6 protein-coding genes are annotated in these 4,391 nt (G+C 71.5%); 2 read left to right on the forward strand and 4 right to left on the reverse strand.

The window, feature by feature from the left end:
• A partial coding sequence (locus IJH84_RS21165) for a DUF3097 family protein (RefSeq protein WP_295148072.1) occupies window positions 1-611 on the reverse strand: 611 nt, incomplete at its 3' end.
• 147 nt (window positions 612-758) lie between these two features.
• On the opposite strand from IJH84_RS21165, the gene IJH84_RS21170 reads away from it, so the two are divergent.
• A complete protein-coding gene (locus IJH84_RS21170; protein WP_295148075.1) occupies window positions 759-1,532 on the forward strand; it encodes a hypothetical protein in 774 nt (257 codons plus the stop codon).
• A 15-nt stretch (window positions 1,533-1,547) separates the two neighbouring features.
• Here IJH84_RS21170 and IJH84_RS21175 read toward each other — a convergent pair whose 3' ends face one another.
• Entirely contained in the window at window positions 1,548-2,372 is an 825-nt protein-coding gene (locus IJH84_RS21175; protein ID WP_200072527.1) for an oxygenase MpaB family protein, read from the reverse strand.
• A 124-nt stretch (window positions 2,373-2,496) separates the two neighbouring features.
• On the opposite strand from IJH84_RS21175, the gene IJH84_RS21180 reads away from it, so the two are divergent.
• Window positions 2,497-3,123: a TetR/AcrR family transcriptional regulator gene (locus tag IJH84_RS21180; RefSeq protein ID WP_295148067.1), complete on the forward strand. Its 627-nt coding sequence runs from the start codon at window positions 2,497-2,499 to the stop codon at window positions 3,121-3,123.
• A gap of 4 nt (window positions 3,124-3,127) precedes the next feature.
• Here the strand turns inward: IJH84_RS21180 and IJH84_RS21185 are convergent, their stop codons facing one another.
• Complete coding sequence (locus tag IJH84_RS21185) at window positions 3,128-4,156, reverse strand: ferrochelatase (protein WP_295148070.1); 1,029 nt, start codon at window positions 4,154-4,156, stop codon at window positions 3,128-3,130.
• 69 nt (window positions 4,157-4,225) lie between these two features.
• Window positions 4,226-4,391 (reverse strand): SDR family oxidoreductase (locus IJH84_RS21190; protein ID WP_295148079.1); only part of this gene is annotated, 166 nt, incomplete at its 5' end.

Raw genomic sequence — 4,391 nt, forward strand, 5'->3', positions numbered from 1 at the left:
AGGTCCTGGAATCCTGAAACGCCGGAGAGCACCCGGCGCCAGCCTTCGGTGGGTTCGCCCCAGCCGAGCGCGTCGCACACGCCCTGCTTCCAGTCCTGCCCCCGCGGCACCTGCGGCCACTGCGCGATGCCGAGCGCGGCGGGCTCGAACTCGGCCAGCAGCCCGGGCAGATCGTCGACGCCGTGCAGCGGTTCGACCACCACGCCCTCGACCCGCAGGTCGTGGCCCCATACCCGTTCGACCAGCTCCGCGTCGTGCAGCCCTTCCACCCAGATCCGGCTGCCGCGGGCCTGCCGGGCGCGCAGGCCTTCGACCCGCCTGGACCCGGAAGCCGAGCGAGCCGGTGCGGCCTCGGCGGGCCCGGAAGGGGCCGGTACGAGCGTGGCGGGTTTGCCTTCGTGCAGGAAAGCGGCCGGGCGCATCGGGAAGACCCGGCGAGCGCCGTGCCGGTCCTCCAGCAGCACCTCGCGCTTGTCGGCCCGGATGACCGCGCCGCAGAACCCGCTGGCCGGGTCCTCGACCACGAGGCCGGGTTCGGCGGGAATCTGCGGGACTTCGCGCCGCTTCCGCCCGCCGGCGAGCACATCCTTGCCGTAATTGACCGAACGCACGACGATCACCGTACTGATCGGGTCCTGCGAGGTGCTGCGGACTCGCCCGGGAATGTCGGCGACGCGGCCCACATTCGCCTCCCCCGGGCCGCACGAGAACCCGCGCGGTCTCGTATCTTGAATACCGTGCCATGCCCAAGCGCAACGATGGTCGTCTGGACTTCCGCCTGGCTGCACGGTGCGGCCGCCTCGGACGACGTGCTCGACGCCTTGCAGATCTGGGGCGAGTCGCAGGAAGTGCGCGCCGCCGACGACGAGCTGGCCGCGCAGCTGGAACTGCCCGGCCCGCAGGACGTCCCGGCAGGCCCGGCGATGCTGCTCGCGGCGTTGCGCAGAGCGGGCGCGGCAGGCGGCGAACTGGCGCTGCCGGTCTCCGGTGACGTGCGCGGCCTGGGCGGGGCGAGCGCGTTCGCGAAGCACGCGTTACGGCGCGGGGAAGCCGCGGTGCTGCCGGACGTCGGGCTCGGGCTGGTCCCGGAGACGATCGCGGAAGGAATTCTGCGCTGGAGCGTGCACTCGACCGGCGAGCTGCCCCCGGCCGAGCACCTGCCGATCGGCGAGGCCGAGCACGGCATGTCCTCGGCGATGCGCGAGGCCGCCAGCACGCTGGTCGACCTGGACATCGCCAAGCACCGTCCCGGCGTGCGCGAGGAGATCGCCGAGACCGTAGCCGACCGCCCGAGCCCGCCCTGGCCGCAGACCGTCCCGCAACGCCCGCTGCGGATCCTGCAGCGGGCGTCCGAGGTCGAGGCGATCCTGTGGGTGGCCACCGACGACGCGCCCGGCGGAGCGTTGTCGGCATCGGCGACGCGCGCCCGGACCGAGGCGCTCAAGCCGCTGTTCGATTCGGTGCGGGCTGCGCGCCGCGCGTCGGTGGCCGAGATGGTGCGGGTCGTGGCCGAGAGCGCGGACAAGCACTGAGACCACCTCCCCGGATCACACCAGGGGTTTTCCGGCCTTGATCCGCCGGCGCACGTCCCACAGGTAGTAGTTGAACGGGAACTTCCGCAGCACCGGCGGCAGCCTGCGCACCACCGCGCCGAGGCGGCGCATCATCCGCTCGAAGCGGCGCTGATCGCGGTCGGTCCACGGCAGCCGCATCTCCTCCCGGAACCGCGGCGGCAGGAAACCGGTGGTGATGAACTTGTTGAACCCGCCCAGCGGCAGGCTCACCCAGCGCGGCATGAACCCGAGCACCGCGATCTGGTGCAGGTACGCGCGCACGGTGTCGTCGACGTGCACCTGGTCCAGGGCGTCGTTCCAGTACTCCTCGAACGCCTTCCGGTTCGGCGGCCACATGTCCTCGGTGACTTGCAGCGTGGTGCCCAGCGTGATGGCGCGCCGGTAGAGCTCGTCGATCTCGTCGTCGGCGAGCTCGCCGATGAGCAGGTTGTAGGTGTCCTCCACGCCCCGGTACAGGCAGGCCGCGACCCACAGCTGCAGGTTCTTGTCGAAGGCGTTGTAGCTCACCGGGCTGTCCGGGCCGGAGCGCACCTGCGCGTGCGAGCGGTTCGTCGCGCGGCGGAACTGCTTGCGTTCCTCGTCGGTGCCCATGGTGGCGACGGCGAGGTAGGTCAGCGTGGTGCGGGTGCGCTTGACCGGGTGCTTGAAGATGTTGCCGCTTTCGACCTTGCTCTCCACCACGCCGTAGCCGACACCGGGACGGGCGAGCTGCATGATCACGTTGGCGCCGCCTGCGAGCAGCCCGGCGCCGAGGATCAGTTCGTCCTCGCGCGCCCGGGATTCGACGGGAGCTGTCATCGGTCCCTCCTTGACGACCGGGCGGCAAACTCTGCTAACGCCCGTTAGCAGATATGGAAGCGATCTCCCGCCGCGCTGTCAAGGGTTGCGCCGCCGGTGCGCCCGCGATGCCAAGATGGCGGGCATGAACCCCTCTCCCCTGCGGGTCTACGGCGGCGTCGAAGGCGACCACCGCAAGGCCGAGCGCCGCGGGCAGATCATGGCCGCCGGCCTGGAGCTGCTCGGCACGCCAGGAGCCGAGGGCGCGCTGACCGTGCGCGGCGTGTGCAAGCAAGCCGGACTGGCCGCGCGCTACTTCTACGAGAGCTTCAGCGACCGCGACGCGCTGGCCGAGGCCGTCTACGACCAGGTCATCCGCGACCTGGCGGACAGCGCGCTGGAAGCCGTCGCAGCGGCACCGGTGGACGCGCGGGCCAAAACGCACGCCGGGTTGAGCACCATCGTGCGCACCATCGCCGACGACCCCCGCCGTGGCAGGCTGCTGTTCGACACCACGACCAGCACCACGCTCGCCCAGCGGCGCAAGAACTCCACCGCGCTGTTCGCCGGCCTGCTCGGCGGGCAGGCGAAGGACTTCTACGGGCTGGCCGACAGCCCCGACCTGGAACTGTCCACGCAGTTCGTCGTCGGCGGACTAGCGCAGACGCTGACGACGTGGCTGGACGGCACCCTGGCGATGAGCCGCGAGGAACTCGTCGAGCACTGCACGGAGATCTTCCTCGCCCTGGGAGCGCGCTCCCAGCAGCCGTGAACGCTCAGGCCGGCTCCGGCACGCAGCAGCCCGGCGCGCACGTTTCGCCGTTGACACCGCAACCCGCGGCGGGCATCAGCGACAGCTTGCGCGGGCGCACCTCGTCGGCGTGCTCGGCCAGCAGCTCCACGATCATCTTCGCGAACCGCGGATCGTCGCCGGCCGTAGCAGCGCGGCGGAAACCCATGCCCAGCTCGGCGGCCTTCTCCGCGGCCTCGTTGTCGAGATCCCAGACCACTTCGAGGTGGTCGGAGACGAATCCGATGGGGCTGAGCACCACCGAACCGACGCCCTTGCCGTGCAACTCCTCGATGTGATCGACCACGTCCGGCTCCAGCCACGGCACCTGCGGCGGCCCCGACCGCGACTGCCACACCACGTCGTAGGCGTCCACCTCCGCGGCCTCGGCGACCAGCCGGGCGGCCTCGTGCACCTGCCGCGAGTACCACTCCGGGCGCCCGTCCGGGCCGGGCGCGTGATCGGCGCGCAGCGGGATCGAGTGCGCGGTGAACACCAGCCGCGCGTCCGGGTCGGCCAGCTCGGCCAGCGCCCGGCGGACCGCGTCGGCGTTGGCCCCGATGAACAGCGGGTGGTCGAAGAACTGCCGAATCTTGACCAGATCGGGTGCGCGCTGCCCGACCGACTCGCGGGCCCGCGCGATGTCCTCGTGGTACTGCTTGCAGCCCGAGTACCCGCCCCACGCCGAGGTCGCGAACACCAGCGCTCTGCGCACTCCGTCGTCGGCCAGCTGCGCGACGGTGTCCTCGATCATCGGATGCCAGTTGCGGTTACCCCAGTAGATCGGCACGTCCCGGCCCTCGGCGCGCAGCTCGTCCTGCAGCGCGGCCATCATCTCGCGATTGAGCCGGTTGATCGGCGAGACCCCGCCGAAGTGGTGGTAGTGCTCGGCGACCTCGTCGAGCCGTTCCGGCGGCACTCCCCTGCCTCTGGTGACGTTCTCGAGGAACGGGCGGACCTCTTCCGGGCCCTCCGGCCCGCCGAACGACAGGAACAGCAGCGCATCAAAGCTCACCCGACCATGATGGCGCGGCGCCGGAACGCGCGCGCACGCGGGTGGGGCGTGCGCGCGCGTGGCACCGGCTCAGCCGCCGAGAGCGTGGTAACCACCGTCGGCCATGATCATCGAGCCGGTGGTGGTCGGCAGCCAGTCCGACAGCGCCGCGCAGATGGTGCGCGCCACCGGCTCCGGGTTGGTCATGTCCCAGCCCAGCGGAGCCCGCTCGCCCCAGGTCTCCTCCAGCGCGGAG

Source organism: Saccharopolyspora sp., assembly GCF_017434145.1.
Classification (GTDB): Bacteria; Actinomycetota; Actinomycetes; order Mycobacteriales; family Pseudonocardiaceae; genus Saccharopolyspora_C; species Saccharopolyspora_C galaxeae.